The 25,791-nt window shown below is 37.5% G+C and carries 31 protein-coding genes and 1 pseudogene; 6 read left to right on the top strand and 26 right to left on the bottom strand.

Annotated features, from left to right (window positions below; genetic code table 11):
• Nucleotides 1-8: 8 nt before the first annotated feature.
• From B6D67_RS02910 to B6D67_RS02885, 7 genes are all read right to left on the bottom strand, one after another.
• On the bottom strand, nt 9-215 hold the full coding sequence (locus tag B6D67_RS02910; RefSeq protein ID WP_002988357.1) for a hypothetical protein: 207 nt from the start codon (nt 213-215) through the stop codon (nt 9-11).
• A gap of 8 nt (nt 216-223) precedes the next feature.
• Nucleotides 224-364: a hypothetical protein gene (locus tag B6D67_RS10090; RefSeq protein ID WP_002988354.1), complete on the bottom strand. Its 141-nt coding sequence runs from the start codon at nt 362-364 to the stop codon at nt 224-226.
• Nucleotides 361-594, bottom strand: coding sequence for a hypothetical protein (locus B6D67_RS02905; protein WP_010922205.1), 234 nt, complete (start codon nt 592-594; stop codon nt 361-363). Before B6D67_RS02905 ends, B6D67_RS10090 begins: the two co-directional genes overlap by 4 nt.
• Complete coding sequence (locus B6D67_RS02900) at nt 575-961, bottom strand: DnaD domain-containing protein (RefSeq protein ID WP_002990076.1); 387 nt, start codon at nt 959-961, stop codon at nt 575-577. Before B6D67_RS02900 ends, B6D67_RS02905 begins: the two co-directional genes overlap by 20 nt.
• Before the next feature lie 143 nt (nt 962-1,104).
• Complete coding sequence (locus tag B6D67_RS10375) at nt 1,105-1,344, bottom strand: hypothetical protein (RefSeq protein WP_002985390.1); 240 nt, start codon at nt 1,342-1,344, stop codon at nt 1,105-1,107.
• 99 nt (nt 1,345-1,443) lie between these two features.
• Entirely contained in the window at nt 1,444-1,629 is a 186-nt protein-coding gene (locus B6D67_RS02890) for a hypothetical protein (protein WP_002985392.1), read from the bottom strand.
• Nucleotide 1,630: 1 nt separating this feature from the next.
• On the bottom strand, nt 1,631-1,768 hold the full coding sequence (locus B6D67_RS02885; protein ID WP_002985395.1) for a BOW99_gp33 family protein: 138 nt from the start codon (nt 1,766-1,768) through the stop codon (nt 1,631-1,633).
• An 86-nt stretch (nt 1,769-1,854) separates the two neighbouring features.
• On the opposite strand from B6D67_RS02885, the gene B6D67_RS02880 reads away from it, so the two are divergent.
• Complete coding sequence (locus B6D67_RS02880; protein WP_011889039.1) at nt 1,855-2,037, top strand: hypothetical protein; 183 nt, start codon at nt 1,855-1,857, stop codon at nt 2,035-2,037.
• On the opposite strand, the gene B6D67_RS10495 is transcribed toward B6D67_RS02880, so the two are convergent.
• Genes B6D67_RS10495 through B6D67_RS02870 form a run of 3 tightly spaced genes read right to left on the bottom strand, consistent with a single transcriptional unit; the run spans nt 2,034 to nt 3,176 of the window.
• Entirely contained in the window at nt 2,034-2,165 is a 132-nt protein-coding gene (locus B6D67_RS10495; RefSeq protein ID WP_002985401.1) for a hypothetical protein, read from the bottom strand. The two genes, B6D67_RS02880 and B6D67_RS10495, sit on opposite strands and share 4 nt — an antisense overlap.
• 12 nt (nt 2,166-2,177) lie before the next feature.
• Nucleotides 2,178-2,939, bottom strand: a complete 762-nt coding sequence (locus tag B6D67_RS02875) for a phage antirepressor KilAC domain-containing protein (RefSeq protein WP_029714046.1) — start codon at nt 2,937-2,939, stop codon at nt 2,178-2,180.
• Nucleotides 2,940-2,987: 48 nt separating this feature from the next.
• The gene (locus B6D67_RS02870; protein ID WP_002985407.1) at nt 2,988-3,176 is read right to left on the bottom strand and encodes a helix-turn-helix transcriptional regulator; all 189 of its coding nucleotides are present in this window, start codon (nt 3,174-3,176) and stop codon (nt 2,988-2,990) included.
• A gap of 51 nt (nt 3,177-3,227) precedes the next feature.
• On the opposite strand from B6D67_RS02870, the gene B6D67_RS02865 reads away from it, so the two are divergent.
• Nucleotides 3,228-3,869 carry a hypothetical protein gene (locus tag B6D67_RS02865; RefSeq protein ID WP_001008979.1) on the top strand — a complete coding sequence of 214 codons (642 nt, stop codon included), beginning with the start codon at nt 3,228-3,230 and terminating at the stop codon, nt 3,867-3,869.
• A 98-nt stretch (nt 3,870-3,967) separates the two neighbouring features.
• Here the strand turns inward: B6D67_RS02865 and B6D67_RS02860 are convergent, their stop codons facing one another.
• A complete protein-coding gene (locus tag B6D67_RS02860; RefSeq protein ID WP_002985414.1) occupies nt 3,968-4,126 on the bottom strand; it encodes a hypothetical protein in 159 nt (52 codons plus the stop codon).
• Nucleotides 4,127-4,485: 359 nt separating this feature from the next.
• Between B6D67_RS02860 and B6D67_RS02855 the strand changes: the two genes are divergently transcribed.
• The 3 genes from B6D67_RS02855 (at nt 4,486) to B6D67_RS02845 (ending at nt 7,104) form a co-directional block, all read left to right on the top strand.
• Nucleotides 4,486-5,250: an XRE family transcriptional regulator gene (locus B6D67_RS02855; protein WP_002985417.1), complete on the top strand. Its 765-nt coding sequence runs from the start codon at nt 4,486-4,488 to the stop codon at nt 5,248-5,250.
• A 9-nt stretch (nt 5,251-5,259) separates the two neighbouring features.
• Nucleotides 5,260-5,565: a membrane protein gene (locus B6D67_RS02850; protein ID WP_002985420.1), complete on the top strand. Its 306-nt coding sequence runs from the start codon at nt 5,260-5,262 to the stop codon at nt 5,563-5,565.
• A 123-nt stretch (nt 5,566-5,688) separates the two neighbouring features.
• Complete coding sequence (locus tag B6D67_RS02845; protein WP_029714044.1) at nt 5,689-7,104, top strand: recombinase family protein; 1,416 nt, start codon at nt 5,689-5,691, stop codon at nt 7,102-7,104.
• A gap of 176 nt (nt 7,105-7,280) precedes the next feature.
• Here the strand turns inward: B6D67_RS02845 and whiA are convergent, their stop codons facing one another.
• The 7 genes and pseudogenes from whiA to B6D67_RS02805 all read right to left on the bottom strand — a co-directional run bounded on the left by whiA (nt 7,281) and on the right by B6D67_RS02805 (nt 16,735).
• Entirely contained in the window at nt 7,281-8,192 is a 912-nt protein-coding gene (whiA, locus tag B6D67_RS02840; RefSeq protein WP_002985428.1) for a DNA-binding protein WhiA, read from the bottom strand.
• Complete coding sequence (locus B6D67_RS02835) at nt 8,189-9,166, bottom strand: YvcK family protein (protein WP_002985431.1); 978 nt, start codon at nt 9,164-9,166, stop codon at nt 8,189-8,191. Before B6D67_RS02835 ends, whiA begins: the two co-directional genes overlap by 4 nt.
• Nucleotides 9,163-10,053: an RNase adapter RapZ gene (rapZ, locus tag B6D67_RS02830; RefSeq protein WP_002985434.1), complete on the bottom strand. Its 891-nt coding sequence runs from the start codon at nt 10,051-10,053 to the stop codon at nt 9,163-9,165. The genes B6D67_RS02835 and rapZ overlap by 4 nt, the downstream gene beginning before the upstream one ends.
• Before the next feature lie 413 nt (nt 10,054-10,466).
• Nucleotides 10,467-11,813, bottom strand: coding sequence for an asparagine--tRNA ligase (gene asnS, locus B6D67_RS02825; protein ID WP_002985437.1), 1,347 nt, complete (start codon nt 11,811-11,813; stop codon nt 10,467-10,469).
• 20 nt (nt 11,814-11,833) lie between these two features.
• Complete coding sequence (locus tag B6D67_RS02820; RefSeq protein WP_002985439.1) at nt 11,834-13,027, bottom strand: pyridoxal phosphate-dependent aminotransferase; 1,194 nt, start codon at nt 13,025-13,027, stop codon at nt 11,834-11,836.
• Between the two features lie 334 nt (nt 13,028-13,361).
• Nucleotides 13,362-15,821, bottom strand: a complete 2,460-nt coding sequence (locus tag B6D67_RS02815; protein ID WP_011285460.1) for a bifunctional DnaQ family exonuclease/ATP-dependent helicase — start codon at nt 15,819-15,821, stop codon at nt 13,362-13,364.
• A gap of 149 nt (nt 15,822-15,970) precedes the next feature.
• Nucleotides 15,971-16,735, bottom strand: a pseudogene (locus tag B6D67_RS02805) ((S)-acetoin forming diacetyl reductase).
• 230 nt (nt 16,736-16,965) lie between these two features.
• Between B6D67_RS02805 and B6D67_RS02800 the strand changes: the two are divergent.
• Nucleotides 16,966-17,601 carry an MBL fold metallo-hydrolase gene (locus tag B6D67_RS02800; protein WP_011285457.1) on the top strand — a complete coding sequence of 212 codons (636 nt, stop codon included), beginning with the start codon at nt 16,966-16,968 and terminating at the stop codon, nt 17,599-17,601.
• Between the two features lie 309 nt (nt 17,602-17,910).
• Here B6D67_RS02800 and ftsX read toward each other — a convergent pair whose 3' ends face one another.
• The 8 genes from ftsX to B6D67_RS02760 all read right to left on the bottom strand — a co-directional run bounded on the left by ftsX (nt 17,911) and on the right by B6D67_RS02760 (nt 25,784).
• Nucleotides 17,911-18,840, bottom strand: coding sequence for a permease-like cell division protein FtsX (gene ftsX / locus B6D67_RS02795; RefSeq protein ID WP_002990498.1), 930 nt, complete (start codon nt 18,838-18,840; stop codon nt 17,911-17,913).
• A complete protein-coding gene (ftsE, locus tag B6D67_RS02790) occupies nt 18,833-19,525 on the bottom strand; it encodes a cell division ATP-binding protein FtsE (RefSeq protein WP_002985455.1) in 693 nt (230 codons plus the stop codon). The genes ftsX and ftsE overlap by 8 nt, the downstream gene beginning before the upstream one ends.
• Nucleotides 19,526-19,543: 18 nt before the next feature.
• A protein-coding gene (gene prfB / locus B6D67_RS02785) for a peptide chain release factor 2 (protein ID WP_101485534.1) occupies nt 19,544-20,642 on the bottom strand; the annotation gives its coding sequence in 2 pieces (ribosomal slippage) (nt 19,544-20,569 and nt 20,571-20,642; 1,098 coding nt in all).
• A gap of 68 nt (nt 20,643-20,710) precedes the next feature.
• Nucleotides 20,711-21,835 carry a tRNA epoxyqueuosine(34) reductase QueG gene (gene queG, locus B6D67_RS02780; RefSeq protein ID WP_015055933.1) on the bottom strand — a complete coding sequence of 375 codons (1,125 nt, stop codon included), beginning with the start codon at nt 21,833-21,835 and terminating at the stop codon, nt 20,711-20,713.
• A 691-nt stretch (nt 21,836-22,526) separates the two neighbouring features.
• Entirely contained in the window at nt 22,527-23,177 is a 651-nt protein-coding gene (locus B6D67_RS02775; RefSeq protein ID WP_011285456.1) for an HAD family hydrolase, read from the bottom strand.
• A 295-nt stretch (nt 23,178-23,472) separates the two neighbouring features.
• On the bottom strand, nt 23,473-24,108 hold the full coding sequence (locus tag B6D67_RS02770) for a bifunctional 4-hydroxy-2-oxoglutarate aldolase/2-dehydro-3-deoxy-phosphogluconate aldolase (protein WP_010922045.1): 636 nt from the start codon (nt 24,106-24,108) through the stop codon (nt 23,473-23,475).
• A 4-nt stretch (nt 24,109-24,112) separates the two neighbouring features.
• The gene (locus tag B6D67_RS02765; RefSeq protein WP_010922044.1) at nt 24,113-25,114 is read right to left on the bottom strand and encodes a sugar kinase; all 1,002 of its coding nucleotides are present in this window, start codon (nt 25,112-25,114) and stop codon (nt 24,113-24,115) included.
• Nucleotides 25,115-25,142: 28 nt separating this feature from the next.
• Nucleotides 25,143-25,784, bottom strand: coding sequence for an RpiB/LacA/LacB family sugar-phosphate isomerase (locus tag B6D67_RS02760; protein ID WP_010922043.1), 642 nt, complete (start codon nt 25,782-25,784; stop codon nt 25,143-25,145).
• Nucleotides 25,785-25,791: the final 7 nt, after the last annotated feature.

Below are 25,791 nucleotides of genomic sequence, written 5' to 3'. Positions count from 1 at the left end.
ATTTAAAATCATTGGATTTGCTCACATAATCCCTCGACTGCAGCATGTATATCTGTCTGACCTGCGCCAAGATATGTTATTCCCGCTGCTAAAAAGACTTCTCGTGAAGTTAGAACTCCACCGAGATCATCAATTGCCTGATCAAGGTATATGCTAAACGTTTCAAGTTCTTGTTTAGCTCTGATTTTTGCTTTTTCTGCTTGTTCTGGTGTCATATTTCCTCCTAAATCGCATATTTCTTACGCAATTGCCGCAATAGTGTCACGTACCGTGCTTTATCAACTAGTCCAAAATCAAGCAATCTCTCACGCTCTTGATGACTTGCTCGGTACCAGATAAGCGTTTCTCTATGTTGTTTTGTCATAACGCATTCTCCTGTTTATATCGCTCTATTCTCAACCGGTCTGCTTCTGCTGTTGTCATACCAGTTCCAAAAGCGTATAGGTTTATCCAATTAAAAATTGGCTTAACTCCATTTTTTTCGATTCCTTCGGCGCAGTAACTAGCAAACTTAGCAAAAGTCTCTTTACTCGCCGTTTTACCAAAATCTTTTTTGATTTGTTTGTTAAAAAAATTAAAAATCTCCTGATCCATCTTCTATACCGTCCATGCTTCCTAGAGCAAATTCTTCTAAATCTGGTTCTTTGTAGTCTGGATTCGACCAGCTTGGGACGTTTGAGGTAGTTACACTTCGTTGTTTTTTACTATCGTCAAACCGTTGCAACCTGTCTCTGACCTTTTCTACTGTCGTATCTCCAGATTTATACCAATCAACTAAGATTTTATTGATATACTTCCAACTGATTTTGTTGTTTTCTACCGCTTCTCTTAATGCAAGGTTGACAACTTCAATTGGCATGTTATCTTCGTGAATCCACTTTTGAATATCTTCGATTTCAAATGGCGATATCATCCGTCCAAAAGTTAATTGGAAATTTTCAAAAAGCTTTTTTTCGTCCATAGCTCCTCCTGATGTTGATGATGATGCTTATTATCTGTTAGTATTTATTGTTATTTAGTATTTATTTATAAGTTAGTAATTATTAGTGTTACGTTTTACAACTTTGTAAAATACAACTTTGTAAAATACAACTTTGTAAAACGTTAAGTTGTAAAATCACTAATCATTTTTTTAAATGCTTGTTCGGATATCTTTTTATCTGAGCAAAATCTATAATATTGTATGCCTTTCCCTCGCCCTAAAGATTTTCTGTAAGTTCTCACATATCCGACCCTCTCTAATTCTTCTAAGCAAGTCCTTACAACTCTCACGCTATCTCTGGACCTTCTAGCCAATTCCTCTGGATATACTCTCCAATCTTCTTTATTTCTAAGAATTACCATAAGCAGGCCTTTTGATTTTAGGGATAATTCACAATCATCTATAAATTCGTTGCTAACGGATGTATAGCTACTTGTCGTATTTTTGAAAAATGTACTGCATTAGCTGACCACCTCTCCTCTAGAGCGCTTCTCGCCCCATCCTTTGCTGTTTTCCATAGCCACTTCCCTAAAAATTCTGCGTTTATTCTCTGGCGAATTGTGTTCTTTGATGACTTCGTGTTGCACCTTAGCAATGACCGCTAAGACGACGGTTGTTACTAATAAAAATAGTTCTAATTTGTTCATGTTATGCCCCTACTTCTAATAAAATTTGATAGTAACCTGCAAAAGAAATTGGCACTGTTATATTTTCTGGCTCACATTGTGAACCATCTTTCCTAAAACAGCGAACCTTTGGGGTCCATTGTTCTTTTTGTCGTTTCATGGTATAATTCCTTTGTAATATTTTTGTTCAGAGTCCGATTGCCGTCGGACTTTTTTGTTATAATCATCTCGAAGGGAGGTGATTATATGGCTAAAGATTTGTTGGAAGTAACATCAGAAATTATCATCGGAAATCACGAAAGTTTTTATCGTGAATTTAGAGCTGCAAAAAACGAAGGTAAAATTAAGGATGCTACTTTTGCGGAATACTTAGGTCTTGAGTATAAGAAACTTTATCAATACGTTTCTAACGTCAATTCTATTGACTAGTAAAACTCAGACTTAATGTTTACATTGAATTGAAGTCTATCCTTTGGATGGGCTTCTTTTAGTTTCTTTACTTCCGTGATTGCTTCTTCAGATGTTGTGCAATATAGGGTAAATGTTATTTCGTTCATGCTATCTCCTTTTTAAACTGGTAGATATTCCTGATTAAGGAATTTATTAATAAAGTATTGTTGACCTTTTCCGGTTACAAGGGGTGTCTTGCTTACTGTAATATGGCCATCAGAATGGGTGATGCTAGTTTCCTTGACCCTTATAAGTCCAAGCTCTACGCTTTTCTGAGTAGGCATATTCCAATCTCGGCCATTACGCTTGATAAGATAGCCGTGTTTACGAAGCCAAGTGAAGAGACGAGTCGCTCCAATATTTACCCCATTCTGCTTGAGTAACTTTGCAAGTTCTCCGACTAAGATAGAGGTATGGCTAGCACTTACGGCATCAGCAAATAGTACTTTGGGACGGTCCGCCTCAATCTGAGACTCTAGCAACTTCTTAGCCTCACGCTCCTCTTTTAGCTTTTGTAGCGTAGCAATGGCAAAATCTGGATTGTCAAGTAGTTCATCAGTTGCATACATGCCGTGTTTACGTATTGTTGGTAATACTTCTGATGTGACCCACCGTTTAAACTCTTTGGCTTGTGGCAACTTGCTAGATAAGATGAGAGAGTAGAGACCTGACTCGTTGATGATGGTCATCGTTTGAGTTCCGCCGAGGGTGCCCTGAATTGGGGCGTCCTTTTTGTCTTCATCGTCAACATGACTAGCAATTGCATTTCTTGCTTTTGCATACCCCAAAATCTCTGCGACATCTTTCCCTACAAAGTAAGGTTCATCGTCAATGGTTACTGTTCGGACTTCTTGTCCTTTAAAGTTAAAAATCTCTTGCATACTGTCCTTTCTAGTTTTGTGTTATTTTTATTTCACGTTTCGTGAAGTTCAAGGTGTAAAAATTTCGCCTAAATCTTTGTTGAAAAAGCTGGCGATTTTGAACATTTCGCTTTGAGTAAAGTCTCTTTTACCTAATTCTTTATCTCGGTAAGTGTTAGAAGACTTATTAATAACTTTGGACATCTCTTCTTGTGAAATTCCTTTTTCTTTTCGCAATTTATACAGAAGAATCTGCATTCCCCCACCTCCTTTCTGTGGTATAATTTAAATAAAAATTGTGAGGTTGAAATGAATTTTTTTAATTTTTTATTGTGTGTTTTTAAGTTTACAAGTGAATATCTAATAAAAAATTGGATAGCTTTAATAGCTCTGTTTCTATCTTATTCAAACTACCGAAGAAATAACTTACAAGTCGAGTTAATTGCTGCTCCTGTTTCAGATTGGATTTTGAGCGTTATTTTAGACAACGGTGAAAGCATATATAATCCAAATGGTACATTAAGAGCTAACATTAAAATCATCAATCCTTCTAATGTTGATGTAAGCTACTTCGACTTGATTGTTTTTGATAAAAACAGAAAATATCAGCATTATTACCAAAAGCAAAATAATATAATTAACGATTTAACAGGTAGAGAGGCTATAGCCGCAGTACAGCCTGATGGCAATACAATCCTTATCGAGGTTCCAGAGGCAGATTGTGGAGTATTAAAAGCCCACAGTATGACAAGGATGGATTTAATCATACAAACGTCTGAAATCACAGATAGACTCTTTGTTGCTTTTAAAGTAGCTAAAAAGAAAAAACTATTTAAAGCTAATAAAGCAGGATATGTTAATTCACCTTATCAATCATTTTCTGCGTCATTCCCTGTGGAATTATCAAAAAAACCGCACTACGAGGATATCCTAAAAGATTTGCATGAGTGAGAGCAGATTTTCTTGTGTGAAATATCTTGGAAGAACCTAGTACACCGTATTTAATTTTTTCCATGCCTTCCCTCCTTTCCACTCCTTTTGGGGAGTTTTTATTTTGTAATAAACCAAGCAATCAGCCAAGTGATACCGCATAGCACTAACAGCGCTGGTAATACGCCGCCTTCAAATTCGATGCTTGTTTTTTCTTTGCCGTCACGACTGGCAAACGTGTATTCTAGATCGCCAAACATTAGTTTTTTCCAATTCATGCAACCTCTCCTTTCATTCTTGCGGAGATACAGCCAATGTGCTAAACTAAACTTACCCCGTTAGGGGAGAGGGCTTCTTAGCCCTCTTGATATTGTCACCACTCTATTGTAGTGAACCCTAAGCTTAAACCAAAGAATCTTGATTTCGACTTCTAGTTCTTTGTGTTTAGGCTTTTTGTTTAGCCTAGACTCCACCGGCTGCACCTACTTTCATTTTTGCTTAATTCCTTAAGCTTGATTATAGTATACTTCACTTTTCGTGAAGTGTCAACTATTTTTTTGTTGTTTGACAAAAAAACTTTTCAAAACGTGAATTTATGTGTTATACTCTTATTAGATAAAAAGAAAGAAGAAATCTGATGAATGATAAAGAGCTAGCTTTATATATTGGTTCTAAAATTAAGGAATTGCGAAAAAATAAAGGGCTAACTCAGAAAGAGTTAGCGATCCTAGTTAATATGGGAGATACTACAATTGCTAATTACGAAAAGGGGTTCAGAACACCTAAGAAAAATACTCTATTTAAGTTAGCAAACGCATTATCTGTTACTATCGATGATCTTTTCCCACCTATTAAAAAAAGTGACAAAACTAGTCACGAACTCAAAATCCCTACTTCTCCACTTGTCAAAAAAATAACCACAACAGTCGTAGAATTAAATGTTCCTCGTAAGCAAAAAGTTTTAGACTTTGCAACAGAACAATTGAAAGAGCAAAAAAATAAAATTACTTCAATAGAGAAAAAACTATATGAATACAAAGTCTATGAGAAACTTTCCGCAGGTACAGGTTATGGATATTTTGGTGATGGGAACTATGATACTGTTTTTTACGACGAAGAATTAGATTACGACTTCGCCTCTTGGGTTTTTGGTGATTCTATGGAACCAACTTATCTGAATGGTGAGGTTGTGCTTATCAAACAAACTGGCTTTGATTATGAAGGTGGTATCTATGCCGTAGAATGGGACGGACAAACCTATATTAAGAAAGTTTACAGAGAAAAGGATGGCTTGCGCCTTGTGTCTTTAAATAAAAAATACAATGACAAGTTTGCTCCTTTTAGTGAAGGCCCTCGTATAATAGGGGAAATTGTCGGTAACTTTATGCCTAAAGAGTACTGAGGTAGATAAATGAATTTAGAAAATACAAAACTAAGAACAAAATGTCCGAGTTGCGGCAAGTCTATTATTCTTACTTTTCACACTAGAAGATGCCCTAAATGTTTTTTAGATTTTAAAGAAGATTATGTGAAGCGAATTTTTTATGATTATGAATCAAACGTAGCAAATTCTACTTTTACAAAAGTTGGAGAAAAAATGACAAGTGCAGGCGAGGGGATGGAAAAGACAGGTAACACAATACAACAAATAGGTTGCATTATCATGCTTATTCCTATAGTGTACATTTTGTTCCAGCTTATTTCGGCGTTTAACTAAAAAAACCCCACGCTCTCAAAGTTTGGCGACTCTGAGCGTGAGGCGAATCTAGTATAGTAAAAACCTGCTTTGCCGTAGGTCTCTTTACTATACCTATTTTAACAGAAAATGAGGTAAAAAACAATGAGGAAAGTAGCTATTTACTCTAGAGTATCAACAATAAATCAAGCCGAAGAAGGATATTCTATTCAAGGACAGATTGAAGCTTTGACAAAGTATTGTGAGGCAATGGAATGGAAAATTTATAAGAATTACTCTGATGCAGGATTTTCAGGCGGAAAACTTGAACGACCAGCAATAACAGAATTGATTGAAGATGGTAAAAACAATAAATTTGATACTATTTTAGTCTATAAACTAGACAGGCTATCAAGAAATGTAAAAGACACGCTTTACTTAGTCAAAGATGTATTTACTGCTAACAATATCCACTTTGTCAGCTTAAAAGAAAATATCGACACTTCTTCAGCAATGGGAAATCTCTTTCTCACTCTCTTATCAGCTATTGCAGAGTTTGAAAGAGAACAGATTAAAGAGAGAATGCAGTTTGGTGTTATGAATAGAGCAAAATCTGGAAAAACAACGGCTTGGAAAACACCACCTTATGGTTATAGATACAATAAAGATGAAAAAACATTGTCAGTCAATGAGTTAGAGGCTGCCAATGTCAGACAAATGTTTAATATGATAATCTCTGGCTGCTCAATCATGTCAATTACAAATTACGCGAGAGACAATTTCGTCGGGAATACGTGGACACATGTAAAAGTAAAAAGAATATTAGAAAATGAAACATATAAAGGATTAGTGAAGTATAGGGAACAAACTTTCTCAGGTGATCATCAAGCCATTATCGACGAAAAAACATATAATAAAGCGCAAATAGCTTTAGCACATAGGACAGATACGAAAACAAATACTAGACCTTTTCAAGGGAAATATATGCTTTCTCACATAGCAAAATGCGGTTATTGTGGTGCCCCTTTAAAAGTATGCACAGGAAGAGCTAAGAACGATGGTACGAGAAGGCAAACTTACGTTTGTGTTAATAAAACAGAAAGTTTGGCTAGACGAAGTGTTAATAATTATAATAACCAAAAGATTTGTAACACTGGTCGATATGAAAAAAAACACATCGAAAAATATGTTATTGATGTTCTTTATAAACTTCAACACGATAAAGAATATCTTAAAAAAATAAAAAAAGATGACAATATAATTGATATTACACCTTTAAAAAAAGAAATAGAGATAATCGATAAAAAAATCAATCGTCTAAACGATTTATATATTAATGATTTGATTGACCTACCAAAACTAAAAAAAGACATCGAAGAACTCAATCATTTAAAAGATGATTATAACAAAGCAATTAAATTGAATTATTTAGACAAGAAAAACGAAGACTCTCTTGGAATGCTGATGGATAACCTTGACATTAGAAAATCTTCGTATGATGTTCAATCTAGGATAGTTAAGCAATTGATAGATAGAGTCGAGGTTACTATGGATAACATCGATATTATTTTTAAGTTTTAAAAGCATTATTTAGGCACTACAACTAGTATAGTTGTACATGCCATTATCAGTCTCCTTTACAAACGTTATTATCCCTTTTATCATATCACAGAACATCAGACACTTCAAAAAAACAATGGAAAACGACTTTTAGACAAAAAAATCGTATGAACAAAGGCTCATACGATAAAAATGTTCTATAAGTCATCTGCAATTTTATTGATTTTACGCAAGCGATGGTTGACCCCGCTCTTGGTGATTGGGAACTCAAGAGCATCAGCAACTTGTTGAATGGAATAGTCTGGATGCTTAACCCGAAGCTGGGCTACCTGTTGCAATTCAATCGGTAAACTTTCTAAACCAATTGTGTCCATGATTTTAATAATATTATTAATGGTTTTCATGCTAGCACTGATAGTTTTGGCAATATTAGCTGTTTCTGCATTATTGGCACGGTTAATATCATTTCGAGCTTCTCGAAGTAATTTGATGGCTTCAAAGTCTTCTTTGCAGGACATGGCACCAATTATAATTAAAAAGTCCATGATATCTTCTGCCTTTTGCAAATAAGTAACTGCACCGCTTTTATGCTCGATGGTTTTGGCATCTAGCATAAATTTTTGCATGAGTTGAGCTAAATCTTGAGCATGATCAAGATAAACTGAATAGATTTCTAACTGATACTTGCCTGACTCAGGATCTCTGATGCTACCTGCCGCTAGAAAAGCCCCTTTAAGATAAGAACGGCCAGCATTATCGTCTGATAAAACCTGAGGTTCGATGCCTGTTTCCAGACCAAAAAAGGAGTCCGCTAATTTCAAATCGGCTAAAATGGTTTCCACACCTTGCTCAACATAGACGGTGTAAACACGGTTTTTGCGCAGGTTCGTCTTTTGATGATACCTGATTTCTGGCACGATAACATAGGCGTCTTCAATAAGAGAATAAATGTAGCGGGCAATTTTAGCATTTTCAGTGGTAATGGATAAATGAAGGCTTTGGTGAGCTAAGCCCAAGCTGCCTGATAATTTGATAATGGCGGCCAATTCATTGTTGTCACCTGTGGACAAGTGAATTAATTCCTCTTTGACCTTGGTTGTAAAACTCATTGCTTGACTATCCTCACTAAATTCATTAATTCTTCCACCACTAAGTTACCATCGTGAAAAGCTCCGCCATTCTCCAACCGTAAAAAATAAGACGAAATCACACGCTTAGCAGCCCTGCAAAGGCCAGCAAAGTCGTGATCAACCTGAACGAGGTATTCATCAAATTTGTTAGAATTCATGTAAGCCTGCGGCACCTTAGCCACATTTACCAAAACCGTATCAATCAAATCTCTTCCTAAGTGCTGATTTAAAACAGCCACATGGTCTGCATCTGAAAATTGTTCTGTTTCACCATACTGGGTCATGATATTACAAATATACACCACTTCTGCTTTAGTCTGGCGCAAAGCTTCTTTAATTTCTGGAATGACCAAATTAGGTAAAATAGAGGTAAACAGTGAGCCTGGTCCCAAGACAATCATGTCACTTTCTAGAATAGCCTCAACCACCTTACGACTGGCCTGAGGCTTTTGGTCGTTGTAGGTGTTGGTCACATAGACATGGTCAATCATGCCTGGGTATTTGGCAATAGAACTTTCTCCTGCTACTTCATGCCCATCTTTAAAAACAGCATGAAGGGTCAAGGCCTGCTCGCTAGAGGGGTAAATTTTACCTGTAATATGGAAAAATTTGGTTAAAATTTGAATGGCATTGTAGGTTGAGCCTTGCATTTCAGAGATACCAGCAATAATGAGATTGCCTAGAGGGTGACCAGCCAAGGCTCCATCACTCTCGTTAAAACGGTATTGGAAAACCCGCTCATAAAATTTTGGCATGTCACTCATCGCTAACAAGACATTCCGTAAGTCTCCTGGCGGAGCTAATTGCATGGCATTACGAAGTTCTCCTGAGGAACCACCATCATCTGCAACAGTGACCACAGCAGTAATATCAACTGCTTCATTACGAAGGCTTTTTAGGATAATGGAGATGCCAGTACCCCCACCTATAACAGTCATTTTAGGATTTTTCATGAACGATTCACCGTTTCCTTACGACGATTTTGATCACGATGGCTTTCATTAACCGACCAATCTGTTGCCAGACTTTCTGCCAAGCAATGGGCAAAGGCAACGCTGCGGTGTTGGCCTCCTGTGCAGCCAATAGCCACCGTCAAGACAGACTTCCCTTCTTTTTGGTAAGCCGGTAAGATAGGGACAATAAGGTTTAACAAATGCTTGTAAAACACCTCTGATTCTGGGTGAGACATCACATAATTAAAAACGTCCTCATCTAGTCCTGTTTTTTCACGAAGCTCTACCTGATAATAAGGATTGGGTAGAAAACGCACATCAAAAACCAAATCCGCATCCAAAGGAAGACCATATTTGAACCCAAAGCTCATCACTTCAATACGGAAAGAGGCTTGATTAGACCCTTCAGAAAACTGGTCTGAAATGGTTTTACGCAATTGTCTAGGGGTCAATTTTGTTGTATCCACCACATGTTGGCTCATGCTTTTCAAAGGAGATAGGAGTTCTCTTTCCAATCGAATACCATCAAGCACACGACCGTCCGCAGCCAAAGGGTGGCTCCGTCTGGTTTCTTTATAGCGTGACACCAATTCTCCATCCGTTGCATCCAAAAAAAGAATCCGAAAATCAATGCTAGGATTGCTTTCAATACTATCTAAGGTAGAATTAATTTCCTTGAAAAACAAACGACTTCTCATATCGACAACCAAAGCCACCCTACGATTTTCATTGGTTTGTTCAATTAATTCTAAAAATTTTGGAACCAAGGCTGGGGGCATATTATCAATGGTAAAGTAGCCTAGATCCTCAAAAGACTGAATGGCAACTGTTTTTCCAGCGCCGCTCATTCCTGTCACAATAACTAAATTAATGTGTTTGTCTGACATTTACAATTTCCCTTTCTCTATCGAACCGTCCACCTTCATTATACCACATACATAAGAAAGCTAAGAAGTGAAAAAGTGGTAACACATTTTGAACTGTAAAAATCAGCTAATTTTAATAATAACTCCCGTAGCTCTCCTATTATATGAATAGACGAGACCTTTTTAGTATCAAATGAGAGTGTCTATTTGATAATCGTAGTCCAAATACTTGTCTATAAAATATCCCTTGAGCAAAGCTATATTGTCTTATCTGCTAACTGATCTACTAAACTTCCAAAATTTATCTTCACAAAGGATGTAGGTTCAAACTCTACTATTTCTTATCTCTCCTTTAGGACATATTGATGTTTTTATAACACACTCACTTCTTACCAATACAAAAAGTTCATAGATGACATGAACTTTTTGTATTATTAGGGTCTAATCCGATGTAACATACGTGGGAATGGAATAGCTTCGCGAATATGTTTGGTACCAGCAACAAAAGTTACCATACGTTCAATACCTATACCAAAACCGCCATGAGGAACAGAGCCATATTTACGAAGGTCAAGGTAAAAGTCATATTCTGATTTATCCATACCTAGTTCATCCATTTTAGCCACAAGAGCATCGTAGTTGTCTTCACGCATTGAGCCGCCAATGATCTCTCCATAACCTTCTGGAGCTAAAAGATCAGCACAAAGAACGCGTTCTGGATTTCCAGGAACTGGTTTCATATAAAATGCTTTAAAGCTTGCTGGGTAATTCACTACAAATGTCGGTACTCCAAAGTAATTAGAAATCCAAGTTTCATGTGGGGAACCAAAGTCATCACCATGCTCTAAATGTTCATAATCTGTATCTTCATCTGCTTCATGCTCTTGAAGAAGTGTAATAGCATCATCATAAGAAACACGCTTGAATGGCTCTGTGATATAACGTTTGAGAGCCTCAACATCACGTTCTAAAATATCAAGTGCTTGAGGCGCACGATCTAGAACGCCTTGGATCAATGCTTTAACATAAGCTTCTTGAAGGTCAAGTGATTCCTCATGTGATAAGAAAGAATACTCAGCATCCATCATCCAAAATTCTGTTAAATGGCGACGTGTTTTAGATTTTTCAGCACGAAAGACTGGACCAAAGTCGAAAACTCGGCCTAGAGCCATTGCTCCAGCTTCAAGGTATAATTGACCAGATTGGCTAAGAAATGCTGGTTTCCCAAAATAGTCTGTTTCGAATAACTCTGTTGAATCTTCTGCTGCATTTTCTGATAAAATTGGGCTATCAAATTTGATAAAACCATTTTGGTCAAAGAATTCATAAGTTGCATAAATAATAGCGTTACGAATTTGCATAACAGCCATTTGTTTACGAGAACGCAACCAAAGATGACGGTTGTCCATCAAGAAGTCTGTCCCATGCTCTTTAGGAGTTATAGGATATTCATGTGACTCTCCAATGATTTCAAGGTCAGTAATATCAAGTTCATAGCCAAATTTAGAACGCTCATCCTCTTTAACAATCCCTGTTACATAAACAGATGTTTCTTGGTTGAGACGTTTAATAACGTCAAATTTTTCAAGACCTGATTCTTCACCATATTTTTCAATGAAGTTTGGTTTAAAAGCGACACCTTGGAAAAAAGCAGAACCATCGCGTAACTGTACAAACGCAATCTTACCTTTACCTGATTTGTTAGCAACCCAAGCACCAATAGTAACTTCTTGACCAACATAATCTTTAACATCAACAATTGAAATAAGTTTTTTTGACATAAGTTTCTCTCTATTTTTATTTAATTAATTTCATTACTTTCCATAAAGACATGCAGTCTACGAACAGCTTCTTTAAGGGTTTCGATATCTGTAGCATAACTCAGACGAACATTTTCCGGTGCGCCAAAGCCTGCTCCACTCACAACAGCTAATCCGACTTCCTCTAAAATAGCATTAGCAAAGCTTGTCACATCGGAAAAACCTGTCATTTCCATGGCTTTCTTAACGTTTGGAAAGAAGTAAAAAGCTCCTTGTGGTTTAACAACCTCAAACCCAGGGACCTGACACAACAATGGATAAGTGATATTAAGGCGCTCTTCAAATGCTAATCGCATCTCTTCAAGTGATGACTGACTACCACAGAAAGCCTCGATAGCAGCATATTGTGAAACGGTTGTCAGGTTAGAGGTAGTCTGCCCGATGATCTTACTCATTGCCGAAATGATCTCTGGTTCACCTGCTGCAAAACCAACCCGCCAGCCTGTCATGGCATAACTTTTAGCCACGCCATTGACCGTAATGGTTTGACGCCGAATCGCTTCTGAGAGTGTTGAAATAGGAACAAACTGATTGCCGTTATAGACTAAGGACCCGTAAATATCATCTGCCAGAATAAGAATATCGTTGTGCACCGCCCATTCTCCAATGGCCCTTAATTCCTCAGCACCATAAATCATGCCTGTTGGATTGGAAGGAGAATTGATAAGGACAACTTTAGTCTTACTTGTCCTTGCTCTTTCCAGCTGGTCAACAGTTACCTTGAATTGATTTTCTTCTAGTCCTTGAACGAAGATCGGCTGACCTTCTGCCATTTTTACTTGGTCAGAATAAGATACCCAATATGGTGTTGGAATGAGAACTTGGTCACCAGGATTTAAAACAGCCATAAAAAAGGCATAAAGGATGAACTTGGCACCTGTTCCTGCCACAATCTGATCAGGAGACAAGTGATACCCATACTGATTTTTCAGGTATGTGGCAATCGCAGCTTTTAATTCTGGAAGCCCAGAAGCATTTGTATAAAAGCTAGCCGTACCATTTTGAATAGATTCAATCGCCTTGTCTTGAATGTGCTTAGGTGTAAAAAAATCTGGTTCTCCTAAAGTTAAATTCAGTACATCGCGGCCCTGCGCTTTCAAAGCCTTAGCTCTAGCACCTGCAGCCAGAGTAACACTCTCTTTCATTTCTAAAACTCGCTTTGATAGTTTGGGCATCGTATCTCCTTTTTATCGACTTCTTATCTTCAGATTAATTAATGCTCAACAGATCATTTTTTCATAATCTACGGTTTCAGTTTTACCAATACTCGCTACTGATCGCACGAACTATGACAAGCTGTTTTGATAGCAACTGACACTAATGAAAAGAACAGTAATTGGGTTTACTAAAACCAAAAATTTGTTCATTTATTGTCCTTATCAAAAAAACAATTCGAAAACATTTGAACAGTTGTCTAAAAGAGCATAATAAAAGTTCAAACTAATTTAAATGTTAGTTGATTGTGCTTAACGCCATTAAAAATTTTTCTGATATAATAGATCCTTTCCATTATATCAGAAAACAGTCCGTTTCTACTAGACAATCGTGAAAATTTTGTTGAGAAATCAAAAATTCCTGACCGAGACCTTCCAAAATAACTTGTCCATAGGACTTTGTAAGGAGACGACGATCCAAAATAATAACCACTGACTTTTGATCTTGTCGACGCATCGTGCGACCAATAGCCTGTTTTAATCGCAAAATAGTCATTGGCAAGAAGTAATCTCTGAAAGGATTTTTACCTTTTTCCAATAGATAATGACTCATTTTCTTAACAAAGAAATCCTCTGGGTTATCAAAGGGCAATCGTGCGATAAGGGTAATCATACGATCCGCTTGAATAAAATCAACTCCTTCCCAAAAAGAACCTAAACCAAGCAAAATAGTTTGCTCTCCTTGATCAAACCGTTTTTTAATATTATAAGCTGTTCCATTCTTTTCCTGCGCTAAGTGAGGCACCTGCCATTGGTCTAGATAGTCTGAAACCAACAGCAAGTGTTTTTTAGAATTAAAAAGCACTAAAATAGGATAACCCTCTTGCTTCAAGCTTTCGATTCGTTTTGCAATTGCTTCCACATAGATTTGGTCACTGACTTCTGTCACGATAGGCGCCTCTTGATCAACAAGCACCAACTGGTCTTGCTTTTTATCCTTTTCAATGACATGATAGAGATACTCTTCAAAACCTAATAGGTCTGCCAAGGTTACTTCTGAGCTGATGGTTAAAGTGGCAGAAACAAAATAAGTTTTCACCGTTTCTGGTAAGAGCTGTTGGAAATGAATAAATGCCTTACTAGCACTGTTTAGATAAGTCACTCGCTTCTCCTCTTGCTTTTCGCTACTAAGCCAGTAGTCACCATCTGAGGTAGCAAAAAAGGCTTGTAACTCTTGATAATCTGCTCCTGTTAATTCTTTGGCGTAGCCAGCTATACGAGACCAATCATGAGCAAGCTGGTGCTCTTTATTTTGATAGTAATCACTTGACACTTGTCCCAGTTCAAACGACAAGCTTTCCAATAAGCGTTTTTCTAAAAGAGGTAAAGGGTTGCTTAACTTGGCCTGTATTGTTTGTAAAAAAACCGTCAGGTTAAGCTGATGACGTGATAATTGATCTAATTGGAGCATCAGCTTTTGGGCCTCATCAAAGACCAAGACCTTGTTTCTAGCAAAGTCCTTGTCATCTTGAACACGGTGTAAAAAATAAGCATGGTTGGTAATCAGGAGACGGGCTGTTTTGGCTTTTTCATAACTAACTCTCCAAAAATCGTAATCGTAAAATTCAGAAGACTGCTTAATGTCTCCATCGTGCTTAAGCTGCTCAAAATAAGCTGCAAAGCGCTGCTTTTGTTTGATTTCGTCAAGGTCTCCTGTCTTAGTTTCTAAGAGCCAAACCAATAATTGCATTTTATAACGATTCACCAAACGGTTCTGGTCATTTTGGTCCAAACTATCTGCAAAGCTATCTAGCTTTAGGTAATTGGCGGGCCCTTTTAAACTATGGCAGGCGATGTGAAATTGTTCTTGAATAGCAGCTACTTCACCAGCCATTAATTGGTCTTGAAGAAGTTTGGTGGGCACACTGACAATGATTTGGTTTTGATCTTCTTTTGCCAAAAGGGGTAGCAGGTAGCCGTAGGTTTTTCCAATACCTGTCTGAGCTTCAATAAAACTAGCTACTCCCTGATGGTAATCTTCGTCAATTAACTGAGCAAATTGAGTCTGTTTAGGCCTTTCTTCCAGACCTAATAGTGCCATATTAATAGGGAAGCTTTTTGATATTTGATAAGGCTTGAGAGCTTTTGAGCCCTTTGGTAAGAGAATCTGTCTGATTTTAATGTATTTGTTGGGATCATAAGGTTTGGCTTTGGCTAATCCTTCTTGAATGACCATTGCTGTTTCAAATAGCAGGCTATCTGAATAGACTAATAAGCTTTCTAAGCACTCAATTGGAAGGCTCTCAATTTTTTGTAAAAGTCTTAAAAACAGTATAGCTGTAGCTCTTGCATCTGCAATAGCAGTATGAGCTTCTGCCAAATCAATATTGAGCTGCCTAGATAGGTGACTAAGGTTATACTTTTCAAAGCGAGGGAAAAATAGTTGGGCTAATTCAACAGTATCAACACGTGGTATTGTTAACTCATATCCTTCTAAAAAAAGAGCTTCTGCCAATAAATTTGCATCGAACTTTACATTGTGGGCAACAAAAATACAATCTTCAATCAATTGATAAATGTGATGCGCCACTTGACCAAAATCCGGAGCTTTAGCCAACTGCTTATCCGTAATACCTGTCAAATGAACAATATGCTCATCCAAAGATTCATGAGGATTAACATCTGTTTCATAACTATCAATAATTTTATTTCCTTGGATAATAACAATCCCAACCTGAATAATAGAAGCATTGGGACCTGCTCCAGTAGCCTCCAAGTCAACTACTGCATATTTTCTAAGTTTTTTCTGGGTCATAGTAAGTCTATTATAGCACGCTATATCTATAAAACAAAACATGACTATACCTCAAAGGTGCCATCACTCCAATAACCAAGATAGGATAATTTTTTATACTTCTTAAAAAACACTGTGAGTGAAACCCACAGTGTCAGTATTAATCATTTTTAATGGAATACCATACCACCATCGACAACTATTGTTTGTCCAGTGATATAATTTGAATCATCTCCCGCTAAGAAGCCTACTGCATTAGCAATATCTTCTGGTTCAGACAAGCGTTTCAAAGTGATATCTTTTGCAAATTGCTCCATACCTCATTCATCATCTTTGCCTGCATTTTTACCAACTTCATGGGCAATAGCAAACATCATAGGTGTCTTAACAATACCTGGTGCGTAAGCATTGACTGTGATTCCTTCTGATGCCAAATCCTTTGCCAAAGTCTGTGTAATACCACGAACTGCAAATTTTGTACCACCATAAACAGTCAAATTAGGATTTCCTTCACATCCTGCTTGTGATGTTGCATTTATAATTTTTCCGCCATGACCTAATTCTCTAAAATGTTTTTGAGCTGCTTGGCTTCCCCAAATCGTTCCTCCGACATTGATTGCAAAAGCCTTTTCAAACTGCTCTTCAGTAATCGTGTCAAGAGGGGTTGTTGGGGCAACGCCTGCATTGTTAACAACAACATTCAAATCACCAAAAGTATCTACAACTTTTTGGAAAGCATCAAAAACTTGGTCACGTTTTGAAACATCTGCTACAACTGCAACAGCATCCTCAGGTGATAGTTTATCAACCGCAGCCTGAGCAGTCTCTTCATTATAGTCTAAAATGCCTATTTTAAAGCCGTCTGCATGAAGACGTTTCGCAATAGCAAATCCAATTCCTTGACCAGCACCAGTAACAATAGCAACTTTTGACATATCTTCCACCTCATATTTTTTAGTCAACCGATTAGGTTGCTCTCAAAAAGTCAGTGTTCTTAAACTAAGTTCAGCTTTAGGCTTGGCTTATTGATTACTTTTATGATACACCTTTATGAAAACGGTGTCAAGAAATTGCTGTGAGATCTCATATTTTCTGAAACTAATTGCCATTTATTTTCCGCTACTCTTTTTTTAACAAAGTCTTGATTTTTTGGTACACTATCCTTATGAAAATCTATAAAACAATAAACCACATTGCTGGTGAAAATACTTATTACCTCGTTAATGATCAAGCTGTTATCCTCATTGATCCAGGAAGTAACGGCCAAGAAATCATTGCTAAAATTAAATCCTTTGAAAAACCTTTAGTGGCTATCCTCTTAACGCATACTCACTATGATCATATTTTTAGTTTAGATTTGGTCAGAGATGCTTTTGATCATCCACCTGTTTATGTTTCAGAAAAAGAAGCCGCTTGGCTATCTTCCCCAGATGATAATTTATCTGGCTTAGGCCGTCATGATGATATCATTACTGTTATAGCAAGACCGGCAGAGAACTTTTTTAAATTAAAGCAACCCTATCAACTAAATGGTTTTGAATTCACAGTTTTACCAACATCTGGTCATTCTTGGGGAGGAGTCTCATTTGTTTTCCACTCAGATGAATTAGTCGTTACTGGCGATGCTCTATTTCGTGAAACTATCGGTCGTACTGACTTACCTACCAGTAACTTTGAGGACCTCATTACTGGTATTCGCCAAGAACTATTCACCTTACCTAATCATTACCGAGTTTATCCTGGGCATGGTCCTTCTACTACCATTTGTCACGAAAAAAATGCTAACCCCTTTTTTCATTGACATAGCTATTTTAGATACTGTTTGAGGTTATCCTAAAACTGAAATCATAGTATTTTACTAAAAAAGAGCCACTAAATTTTGAATGACACCCCAAAAGTTAGATACATCAAACATCTAACTTTTGGGGTGCTTTTCTTCTCTTGAAACCTTAGAAACTGCTATTTTAAACTGTATTGCCTATTACAAATAAACAAATGAATCAAAACAAAATGAAAAGGACCAGTCCTGTGCAATACAAAACGAGGTCCTTGGAATAACATAAGAGGTCCAACTTTTGAGGGTCGCTACGTTTCGTCAGCAGCGCTTTTTTTAGAATTTTAAATAACGTCTCATAGAAAGCACTGAACCAAGCGAACCAATCATAATACCTATGACAAACAAAGCACCAATCAGGTAATATACATAAGGATCAAGCGGATACATCGAGAGATTATTACGTTGTAATTCTTGTGCAAAATGCTTATAAACAAGATCATATCCATAATAAATCAGAAGAGATGGTAAAACAGCTCCTAACAAGCCAACCCAAGCCCCTTCAAAAAAGAAAGGCCCTCGAATATAAGAATTTTTAGCACCAACTAACCGCATAATTTCAATGTCACGTTTACGAGACATAATAGTCATACGAATAGTGTTTGAAATGAGAAAGACAGCTACAAATAATAGCATTGCTGTTCCGATCAGCCCCCAAGTTTGAATTAATGTTGAAAACTTAAATAGTTTATCGGAGTTAATCCCTCCATAATCTGCGGCTTCTACGCCTTCAATCGTTCTGATCTTTTTAGTGATCGCCTTAACTTGTTTAGGCGTCTGGGTCTCAATAAGATAGATATCTTGGAGCGGATTAGTGTCTTGGTCATACATATTCCAAACATCACCTAAGGTTTCTTGCAATTTTTTCAATTGTTCATCCTTGCTAGAAAATGTAATCTTTTTGACACCTTTTATCTGAGCAATTTTGTCGTAAACACTGTGGTAGTTATCGTTATTAACAGGTTCACCGGCAGTATTTTGAATAACTTTTGCAGCATCAGTTGAATCAACTTGTAAGTAGGTATTGATATGGACATTATTTTCAACACCCGAAGCAACACGCTGTATATTCAACAATGTCGCCGCAAAAACACCAACTAAAGTCAATGTAACAGCCACCATACTAACTGAAGCAAATGTCATCCAAAAGTTGCGTTTAAGATTTTTAATGGATTCCCAAATATGACGGAAAAAGTATCTAATCATCGTAACCATAATCTCCTTTTTCTTCATCACGTACTATGCGACCATCTTCAATAGCAACAACACGATGACGGAATGTATTCACAATATGACTGTTGTGTGTCGCCATTAAGATAGTTGTTCCCTGAACATTAATACGTTCAAGTAACTGCATAATTTCCCATGAAATCTCAGGATCTAAATTCCCTGTCGGTTCATCTGCAATCAATAATTTAGGGTTGTTAACAATCGCACGCGCAATGGCCACACGTTGCTGCTCCCCTCCTGATAGCTGACTTGGAAAAGAACGCATCTTATGTTTCAAGCCAACTAAATCGAGTACCTCTGGCACGCGTTTTTTAATGTGGCGGCGCTTTTCACCAATAACTTCCATGGCGTAAGCTACATTTTCAAAGACTGTTTTTCTTGGTAGCAGTTTGTAATCTTGAAAAACTACTCCGATGTGACGACGAAGAATCGGAACATCACGTGCTTTTAGCTTAGTTAAATTGAATTCACCCACATATAGCTTACCAGTTGTCAGTTGTTCTTCACGGTAAAGGAGTTTGATAAAAGTTGATTTACCAGCACCTGATGGGCCTACGAGATAAACAAACTCACCTTGGTTAACAGAAACATTGACGTCTCTGAGGGCGGTCGTTGAGCGGCGGTATTTTTTAGTAACACCAGACATTTCTATTAGTGCCATGTTTCTCCTTTATTATTTTTAGTCTTCAATGCGCCACTTAAGGTAGGCATCAATAAAGCCATTGATCTCTCCATCCATAACCTTATCTACCTGAGCAAGCTCAAAGTTAGTACGATGATCCTTCACCATCGTATAAGGGGTGAAAACATAAGAACGAATCTGACTTCCCCAAGTGATTTCTTTTTTATCACCCTTGAGAGCATCTACTTCTTGTGCTTTCTTTTCTTGTTCTAACTGATATAGCTTAGCCTGCAACATCTTCATAGCGCGATCGCGGTTTCCATATTGAGTACGGTCAACGGTAGACGATACCACAATTCCAGTTGGAATATGCGTCAAACGAACACCTGTTGATACTTTATTGACATTCTGACCACCAGCTCCTCCGGAACGGAAAGTATCCATTTTAATGTCATCATCACGTACTTCTACTTCAATCGTATCATCTAACTCTGGCATCACTTCAACTGAAGCAAATGAGGTATGACGACGTTTAGCCGAATCAAAAGGTGATATACGAACGAGGCGATGAACTCCCATTTCTGATTTCAACAAACCATAAGCATTGGGGCCTTCAAAAGAGAGGGTAACCGATTTAATACCAGCTTCATCTCCTGCTTGATAATCCAATACTTCTATTTTGAAACCATTAGCATTGCCAAAACGGGTATACATTCGTAAGAGTAAATCTCCCCAATCTTGCGCTTCAGTTCCTCCTGAACCAGGATGGATTTCTAAGATAGCATTATTGTGGTCATAGGGTTCAGATAAGAGAAGCGTCATTTCATAAGCACCCATTATCTTATCTAGCTGCATTAGATTTTCTTCTAATTCTTCTTTCAAAGAATCATCTTCGTCAAGCATCTCAAGTAAGAGTTCTGTTTCGTCAGATAATTCTTGCATATTATGGAAAGTATCATACTTACCTTTTAACTCATTTAGTTCTTGAGATGTCTTTTGCGCTGCAATATTGTCATTCCAAAAGTCTGGCTCAGTCATGTGATTTTCAAGAAGAGCAATCTCCTCTTCCAAACGATCTAAGTCAAAGAGACCTCCTGAAGCTAGTCAACTTCTCTTTATTTTCTACTATTTTTTGGCGAATTTCAGCCACTTCCATGAGATTTCTCCAATCTTTGTTAATCTGTTTTATTTTATCATAAGGTTCTTAAAAATACCATAAAAGGCTTAAAATTGCCATTTATGACGGATTAATTCCAACTCTTTTCGGCTATCTTCATCTTTTAAGGTTAAATGACTCATAAACGCCAGTATCTCATCGTTTGGTTTTTTGACAATTTCTCCCAATGCCCATATAGCTGTTGCAGTATGAATAGGGTTATTATTTTTATCAATAATCTCTATTAATTTGACCACTGCAGTTTTATCATGAGCATTTGCTAGCGCAATAATGGCATTACGCTGTAAAATATTTTTACCTCGCCAACTTCCAGCAATCATACCAAATTTTTCTTTAAATTTTCCATTTGATAAACTCAAAAATGGTATTAATTCTGGTTGAGCCAACTCAGGATCAATCTCTGTAGCTGGTGAATTGTTTATACCCTTGTTATAAGGACAGCAAATTTGGCAAATATCACAACCATAGATAACTGTTTTAATCTTTTTTCGAAACTCTATGTCCATCATTCCCTTATCTTGGGTTTGAAATGATAGACAACGCTTGGCATTCATTGAGCCATCACCAATTAAACAAGAAGTTGGACAGGCATCTAGACAACGACGACAGTCACCACAATCATAATCGACAGGCTTGTCTGGCTCGATCTCTAAATTGGTAATTAATTCTCCCAAAAACATATAAGAGCCATATTCTTTAGAAATAACTAGACCATTTTTTCCTATAAAACCAATACCCGCTCTTTGGGCAACTGCAGTATCAACTAAAGCTCCAGTATCGACCATTGCTTTTTGTTGCAAAGGAAAATCTCGACACAGCTCTTCAATGCCTTTTGATAGTCTGTCTAACTTTTCGCCGACCACATAATGATAATCAAGCCCCCACGAACTAGGTGTAATTTTTCCACGTTTATAAGGTGTTTTTTGAGGTTGCTGAGGAAGTTTGTGAGGATAAGCAACGCCAATTGAAATAATCGTTTTAGCCGATTCTAAAAGCCTTTCAGTGTAGATACGATCCTCTATGACTTTATGTTCAAATCCTGAATTGCGCCCCTCTTCCACAGAAGCACGCAATGACTTTTCCAAATAATCAAAGTTATCTGCCGTCGTAAAACCAATTTTAGAGATACCAATTTCTTTGGCGAGCGCCTTAATTTCTGCCTTAATAGTCATACTACTATCATAATCAAAATAAGTTAAGACTTCAAGGAAAAAGAAGGACAATTCTAATCAAACATAACCATTTTACTTCCTGATTTATCTGGGTTTTCTCTCTTAACATGCACAAGAATGCAACAAGTAAATTCAATTCCATCGTAAAAGTCCCTTTTCTGGTTACCTCTACTTGGTCAGAAATCACATCTCCATCACGTCTTGTCTAGACAGTCAGCTCAGCTCTAAAGTAAGTCTGACTATAATCAATGGACCTACGAAGACAAGCAGCATAACACTTCCAAATATTATTATACCTAACCAAAACCGAGTCACATTACCCGTGCAACTCATGGACTCAGATACTGCCTTTGTCAAAGCAGTATTATGATCCTTCTATATTTACTCACTAGCCAATCTAAAAACAAATCCAAATAATGACCACGGTTAAACATACCTCCTGCCAAATGAAGATGGTCGACGACTAATGATCGCATCCAAATCACAAAAATCATAATCCTTTTCTAGGTGATCTTATGCGACGTTTTTTTTGATAATAACTTAAACATAGTACTCTTTTCAGTGTCATATTGTAAATAGGTAGCTAAAAAACAGTAAAAACACATAAACATATTCTTGTTATTGGTCTGTAGAAAGTCCTAGACGTATTCTTAACTGTCTTGAAGTATCATGATCAGTTAGTTGCGTTACTTCACGATCCAAAACAACCGATTTTTACACACAGTTGTCCTAAATGATCTATCTTGTGATCAGCTTGACTCTGATCAATGCCATATCGGTAGTCGGTAATGGCAAAAACTGTCAGATTGGCTGCTTTGGCGGCAGCAATGCCTTTTTGGCTGTCCTCTACTACAAGCAGTTGTTTTTTTTGTAATCCTAGTTTTTGTACTGCTTTATTATAAATATCTGGATAAGGTTTGCCTCTAGAAACATCTTCACGCGCTAGGATTATTTCAAAATAATCTTTTATTTGCGTTGTCTCCAACGCCAACAAAACATCCTGACGCTTCGAGTTTGATGCCACAGCCAGTTTAATACCTTGTTTTTCCAACTGTTCAAGACAAGAGTTCACTTCTGTAATCAACAGTTTTTGATAAGGAGGCTTATGCGCTTGTTTGTAAGCGTCATAGTCAGTTGTAATTGCCTTAACGATAGCATCATCCCTATTTTTACCTAACAACTCTTTCCATAATTCTTGAAGATTGCCCCCAATAAAATCTTTAGAGTTCAAATGATCAATGGGAATTCCCTTTGTCTTAAAAAAATCTTCTCGTCGCCTCAGATAAAAAGGTTCTGTATCAAATAAAACACCGTCCATATCAAAAATAATTCCTTTAATCATCAACATTTCTCCTTTTTTCTATTTTAGCATAAGTTGCTGTAAAAGCTGTACAGCTAGTCCATTCTAAGTGATATCACTTTAGATCAGATCAATACTAACGAATTCAAAAGGTATTACTTTTGTTTGATCATAAAAAGTTTATATCCTATATATCAAACGACAGGCTCATCTTGTTAAATTAGCTGCTCTTATATCTATACTATCTGGAAAAACATGAGCAGAAGCATATTAATTGAATGAATGATAAAAAAACGTTTTTACTAGCACTAAAGCCAAGGTAAAAACGTTTTTTAGATTATTGTCGCAAACTTTTGATATAATGAGCGGCTTTCTTAGTGATTAGGTTATATTGTTTTTGGCTCGCTAACTGATTAAACTCGCCTCCTATGCCTAGAACATCTACTCCAGCAGCTAGCCAGTCTTTGAGATTATCTGAAGAAACTCCGCCTGTAACCATAACCTCTACTTGTGGCAAAGGAGATTTGATTGCCCGAATAAAGGATATCCCTACAGTAGAACCAGGAAAAATTTTGACCATATCAACCCCTGATTCTAATGCTGTAACCACTTCATTAACCGTCATACAACCTGGTAAATAAGGTATGCTATAACGATGACAAATCAAAGCCACTGCTCGATTGAAATTAGGACCAACAATAAACTGTGCTCCTGCTAAAATAGCTTGGCGGGCAGTGACATCATCCAAAACTGTCCCAGCACCTATCAATACCTCAGGATCTTCTTTGAAGCGTTCAGCTAATTGACCGATAACCTCACTAGCAAAGGGGTTAGTATAGGTGACTTCAATTGTCTTAATGCCACCTTCAATACTGGCCAGGCTGCAAGCTAAAGCTTCCTCACTAGACTCTCCTCGTACAACTAGGACAAGCCGATTAGCCTTAAGTTTGGTTAAGATTTCTATTTTTCCCATATCATCACCTCTGGATATCTCGTTGATTAGCTAAGACTGCTTCTACTTGTTGGACACTGTGATAGAGCTGATCTTCAGCTACTGTACATTTTAGGCTAGCTGTTGCCACAGCAAAATCAAGGTTGCGCTGCTTTTCGTTACCTTCTAACAACTGATAAAGTAAACCCGCCACAAAAGCATCTCCACTTCCAACCCGTTGCAAGACTGGGGTCGTCACTTCACAGGATTCGTAAAACTGCCTATCATAGGCATAAGCTTTGAAATGATTACTGCCTTGGGCATCATTTGAACGCTCCGTATGGTAAATAGCTTGTAACTGATAGCGCTGATAAAGTCCTGCCAGACGTTCTCTAATCGTCGTAGTATCTGCCTTTTTTCTATCAAACATGTCAAAATCGTCACTGTCTAACAGCAAAGGTTCCATGCCAAAAATAATATCCGCGTATTGAGCAAAGTGAGAAAAGAGTCGTTTAGCATCAGCTACGGCAATCATACTAGATCTAAAGTTAAGGTCAAAGGAAATACAAATATCCCTTTTCTTAGCTTCTCTCACAAGTACCTCAATCAGGTCCTGAGTTTTTTTGCCCAACGCCAAACTGATCCCACTAAAATGAAAGTGACTAATGCCTTCAAAAATGGCAGCTAAATCAAGACTATCCTTATCTAAGGCCGAAAAGCTAGAGCCACAGCGGTCATAATAAACCTGACTAGCCCGACAGCCAAAGCCATTTTCAAGGTAATATAGCCCAACGCGATGACCTTGCCAAGCCGTCAAGGACATATCCACGCCGCTTTGCTTCAAAAACTGATGAAAAGCGTGACCAACAGGATTATCTGGTAGGGCCGTAAATAGCCTTGCTTCTAAGCCAAAACCGCCTAGAGTTCTTGCAATATTAACTTCTGAACCGCCGAAAAAAAGCTGAGCCTCGCAGGCATTGGTCAAAGGCTGAAACTGATTGGGGCTAACGCGAATCAGCGGTTCACCAACCAATAATAACTTAGACATGTGACCTCCTTTCCTCGTCAAAATGGAATTACTGTTCAAGTACTGATTTCAAATAAGTGACTAATTCTGACGGCTCCGCATTGGCAAAGAAGTACTCTTGGAAATGAGCGCCAGAAATCGTTTCTTTGAGGAAATCTTGGTCGATGTCTTTGACAATTGCCAACAAATCTCTGTAAGTAATTTTTTTCAGATCACTTAAAATACGTGCATTCCGCTGTTCAGGAATAGCTCGCTCTTTAGGGTAACCACCACCCATTGGTTCTGCAAAGAGGCGTTCAAATATTAAGGTCAAATTCAACTCTGCTCCCCAACCAAAACCTTTGGCAAAAGGAATGGACAAGGCATTACCACCATTGATTTGAGAAAAGAGATAAGCTTCTGTTGGCTCACTCGCAAAACCACAGGTAACACCTGGGAAGCTGTTCAAGGCCAACATAGCTCCAACACCTGTCCCACAACCAGTCACCACAAAATCAGCCGCCTTAGTGGTCAATAAAATAGAAGCTAAGAGTCCATTTTGAACATAGGTCAACTGGCTTTCACCTTCTGTGCCATACATACCATAGTTAAAGACTTGGTAGCCGTGTTTATCTGTCACTGTGGTAAGGGCATCGTAAATGATACCATTTTTAGCCGCTTGGCTATTTTCATTAATTAATGCAATTTTCATATAAAAT

This window comes from Streptococcus pyogenes, from assembly GCF_002055535.1.
Taxonomy (GTDB): Bacteria; Bacillota; Bacilli; order Lactobacillales; family Streptococcaceae; genus Streptococcus; species Streptococcus pyogenes.
Note: the sequence above shows the minus strand (reverse complement) of the source record. Positions and strands in the feature narration are given on the sequence as shown.

Bases quoted from the DNA above. Each gene is read 5' to 3' on its own strand.
- B6D67_RS02765 (WP_010922044.1), bottom strand. From the start codon at position 25,114: ATGTCTAAGTTATTATTGGTTGGTGAACCGCTGATTCGCGTTAGCCCC.
- B6D67_RS02910 (WP_002988357.1), bottom strand. From the start codon at position 215: ATGACACCAGAACAAGCAGAAAAAGCAAAAATCAGAGCTAAACAAGAA.
- B6D67_RS02770 (WP_010922045.1), bottom strand. From the start codon at position 24,108: ATGGGAAAAATAGAAATCTTAACCAAACTTAAGGCTAATCGGCTTGTC.
- whiA (WP_002985428.1), bottom strand. From the start codon at position 8,192: ATGAGTTTTACAACCAAGGTCAAAGAGGAATTAATTCACTTGTCCACA.
- B6D67_RS02760 (WP_010922043.1), bottom strand. From the start codon at position 25,784: ATGAAAATTGCATTAATTAATGAAAATAGCCAAGCGGCTAAAAATGGT.
- B6D67_RS02905 (WP_010922205.1), bottom strand. From the start codon at position 594: ATGGATCAGGAGATTTTTAATTTTTTTAACAAACAAATCAAAAAAGAT.
- B6D67_RS02875 (WP_029714046.1), bottom strand. From the start codon at position 2,939: ATGCAAGAGATTTTTAACTTTAAAGGACAAGAAGTCCGAACAGTAACC.
- B6D67_RS02815 (WP_011285460.1), bottom strand. From the start codon at position 15,821: ATGACCCAGAAAAAACTTAGAAAATATGCAGTAGTTGACTTGGAGGCT.
- B6D67_RS02855 (WP_002985417.1), top strand. From the start codon at position 4,486: ATGAATGATAAAGAGCTAGCTTTATATATTGGTTCTAAAATTAAGGAA.
- B6D67_RS02775 (WP_011285456.1), bottom strand. From the start codon at position 23,177: ATGATTAAAGGAATTATTTTTGATATGGACGGTGTTTTATTTGATACA.
- ftsE (WP_002985455.1), bottom strand. From the start codon at position 19,525: ATGGCACTAATAGAAATGTCTGGTGTTACTAAAAAATACCGCCGCTCA.
- B6D67_RS10375 (WP_002985390.1), bottom strand. From the start codon at position 1,344: ATGGTAATTCTTAGAAATAAAGAAGATTGGAGAGTATATCCAGAGGAA.
- B6D67_RS02870 (WP_002985407.1), bottom strand. From the start codon at position 3,176: ATGCAGATTCTTCTGTATAAATTGCGAAAAGAAAAAGGAATTTCACAA.
- rapZ (WP_002985434.1), bottom strand. From the start codon at position 10,053: ATGTCAGACAAACACATTAATTTAGTTATTGTGACAGGAATGAGCGGC.
- B6D67_RS02850 (WP_002985420.1), top strand. From the start codon at position 5,260: ATGAATTTAGAAAATACAAAACTAAGAACAAAATGTCCGAGTTGCGGC.
- B6D67_RS02820 (WP_002985439.1), bottom strand. From the start codon at position 13,027: ATGCCCAAACTATCAAAGCGAGTTTTAGAAATGAAAGAGAGTGTTACT.
- B6D67_RS02900 (WP_002990076.1), bottom strand. From the start codon at position 961: ATGGACGAAAAAAAGCTTTTTGAAAATTTCCAATTAACTTTTGGACGG.
- B6D67_RS02885 (WP_002985395.1), bottom strand. From the start codon at position 1,768: ATGAAACGACAAAAAGAACAATGGACCCCAAAGGTTCGCTGTTTTAGG.
- B6D67_RS02845 (WP_029714044.1), top strand. From the start codon at position 5,689: ATGAGGAAAGTAGCTATTTACTCTAGAGTATCAACAATAAATCAAGCC.
- asnS (WP_002985437.1), bottom strand. From the start codon at position 11,813: ATGTCAAAAAAACTTATTTCAATTGTTGATGTTAAAGATTATGTTGGT.
- B6D67_RS10090 (WP_002988354.1), bottom strand. From the start codon at position 364: ATGACAAAACAACATAGAGAAACGCTTATCTGGTACCGAGCAAGTCAT.
- B6D67_RS02800 (WP_011285457.1), top strand. From the start codon at position 16,966: ATGAAAATCTATAAAACAATAAACCACATTGCTGGTGAAAATACTTAT.
- B6D67_RS10495 (WP_002985401.1), bottom strand. From the start codon at position 2,165: ATGAACGAAATAACATTTACCCTATATTGCACAACATCTGAAGAAGCA.
- B6D67_RS02865 (WP_001008979.1), top strand. From the start codon at position 3,228: ATGAATTTTTTTAATTTTTTATTGTGTGTTTTTAAGTTTACAAGTGAA.
- ftsX (WP_002990498.1), bottom strand. From the start codon at position 18,840: ATGATTAGATACTTTTTCCGTCATATTTGGGAATCCATTAAAAATCTT.
- queG (WP_015055933.1), bottom strand. From the start codon at position 21,835: ATGACTATTAAGGCAGAAATTAAGGCGCTCGCCAAAGAAATTGGTATC.
- B6D67_RS02860 (WP_002985414.1), bottom strand. From the start codon at position 4,126: ATGAATTGGAAAAAACTAATGTTTGGCGATCTAGAATACACGTTTGCC.
- B6D67_RS02835 (WP_002985431.1), bottom strand. From the start codon at position 9,166: ATGAAAAATCCTAAAATGACTGTTATAGGTGGGGGTACTGGCATCTCC.
- B6D67_RS02880 (WP_011889039.1), top strand. From the start codon at position 1,855: ATGGCTAAAGATTTGTTGGAAGTAACATCAGAAATTATCATCGGAAAT.
- B6D67_RS02890 (WP_002985392.1), bottom strand. From the start codon at position 1,629: ATGAACAAATTAGAACTATTTTTATTAGTAACAACCGTCGTCTTAGCG.